The organism is Mycobacterium sp. (genome assembly GCF_049280035.1).
Classification (GTDB): Bacteria; Actinomycetota; Actinomycetes; order Mycobacteriales; family Mycobacteriaceae; genus Mycobacterium.
The window spans coordinates 1-1,777 of record NZ_JBAPPI010000050.1 but is presented as its reverse complement, the minus strand read 5'-3'; the positions used below and the strand labels follow the sequence as shown (position 1 = coordinate 1,777).

Below are 1,777 nucleotides of genomic sequence, written 5' to 3'. Positions count from 1 at the left end.
ATCAAGCGCCTGCTCGGTCTCGGCGAACTCACGAATCCCAAACGACCGCAATGCTTCTGGCGTGCATGACGTCGCCGCATCCGACAAGTCTCCGGGACGGATGCTGGCCGCCTCGGCAGCACGTAGTTGCCAGTTGGCCAACCAGTGGTACATCCCGTCCAGGCAGTACGGGTCGTCGAGCTGCGCCGTCACTACCGGCGTCATGCCCAGGGTGATCAGTCGGCGGCGGTCCTCGCCGGCCAGCTTCCGCAGCACTCGCAGCAGCGGCAGATAGGACGCCGACCATGATTGGTAGAGCCATTCCTCACCGACGGGCCAGCGGCCGTGGTGAGCCAGCCACGGCAGATGGGTGTGCAGCACCAGGGTGAACAGGCCGGGCACTTGGCTACCGGTCGGCTGCGTCACGGGCGCACCGCGATCGCGACCAGATCCAGGCTGGCGTCAATATTTCGGGCATCCGCCTCGACAATGTCGAAATCCGCGGCGGTGACTGCGGCGACGTCGGCCAGCAGCTCCGCCGGCCAGGGCGCGTCGCTGACCGCCCGCGCGATCTGTGCGTCGATGATCGAGCCCCCGTGCCGGGCATCCATCTCGGCCAGCCGCGGCCCATGAAAAACTCCGTACACGCCGTCCAGCGCAAATCCGGCGCCGGCCAATAGCTCGGTCAGCTCGTCGGCATTGAGCTCTCGGGTGTGAAACGGGTTGATCGGGGTGGCGCGGCCCGGCGAGAACGTGATCCGGTTGGGCGTGGACACCATCAACAGCCCTGATGGGCGCAGCACCCTGGCGCACTCGCTGACGAACCGGGCCTGATCCCATAGATGTTCGATGACTTGGAAGTTGACCACCACATCGACCGAGGCGTCGGCCATTGGCAGCTCAGCCAGGTTGCCGTGGCTGACCTCCACCTGCGGGTAGCGGGCCCGTACGTGCGCCACCGTGGCCTCGTCGTAGTCCAGCGCGATCACCCGGCGCGCGACGCGAGAGATCAGGTCGGCGCCGTAGCCCTCCCCGCAGCCCGCCTCGAGCACCTCGCGGCCCGCGCAGCGCGGCGCCAGCTGCTGGTAGACCACCTCGTGGCGGCGAAACCAGTAATTCTCCACGTCGAGGCCCGGGATGGTGCGCTCACCGGTCAACGTCAAGACGGCGTCGACCGGGGCGTGGGGAACGTCGGGGACAAATGCGCTCATTGCATAGGCAGGCTAGCCCCTGCGGCCGCGTTCGCGAATGGTCAACCGGAGACGGACTCGGGAACCTGCAGGACGACCCGCTATGGTGTGAGAGCGAACCGCACGAAGTTACCCATTAGTAACATGCGTGTGCGGGTTGCATAAGCCGTGACCTACGTCTTGCGGCTGGCGGCTGCAGGGCTCTTTCTAGGAGGACGACCGACACTCATGACGAACATCGTGGTCCTGATCAAGCAGGTCCCAGACACCTGGTCGGAGCGAAAGCTCACCGACGGCGATTGGACGCTGGACCGGGAGGCCGCCGACGCTGTGCTGGACGAGATCAACGAGCGGGCCGTCGAAGAGGCGCTGCTCATCCGGGAGAAAGAGGCCGCCGACGGAACCGAGGGATCGGTAACCGTGCTGACCGCGGGCCCGGAGCGCGCCAGCGAGGCCATCCGCAAGGCGCTGTCGATGGGTGCCGACAAGGCCGTCCACCTGCTCGACGACGGCATGCACGGCTCGGATGTGGTCCAGACCGGGTGGGCGCTGGCGCGTGCGCTGGGCACCATCGAGGGCACCGAGCTGGTGATCGCAGGTAACGAGGC

General features: G+C 66.9%; 2 protein-coding genes and 1 pseudogene. 1 reads left to right on the top strand and 2 read right to left on the bottom strand.

Annotated features, from left to right (window positions below):
* Together WAN71_RS01690 and WAN71_RS01685 are read right to left on the bottom strand one after the other, a co-directional pair.
* Positions 1-405: pseudogene (locus tag WAN71_RS01690) on the bottom strand (1,4-alpha-glucan branching protein); the annotation flags it as partial.
* Entirely contained in the window at positions 402-1,190 is a 789-nt protein-coding gene (locus WAN71_RS01685; protein WP_422223667.1) for a class I SAM-dependent methyltransferase, read from the bottom strand. The gene WAN71_RS01685 and the pseudogene WAN71_RS01690, both read right to left, overlap by 4 nt.
* 207 nt (positions 1,191-1,397) lie before the next feature.
* On the opposite strand from WAN71_RS01685, the gene WAN71_RS01680 reads away from it, so the two are divergent.
* Positions 1,398-1,777: electron transfer flavoprotein subunit beta/FixA family protein (locus WAN71_RS01680; RefSeq protein ID WP_422223666.1), on the top strand; the 380-nt coding region annotated here is incomplete at its 3' end.

Coding starts and splice junctions, on each gene's coding strand:
- WAN71_RS01685 (WP_422223667.1), bottom strand. CDS start 1,190: ATGAGCGCATTTGTCCCCGACGTTCCCCACGCCCCGGTCGACGCCGTC.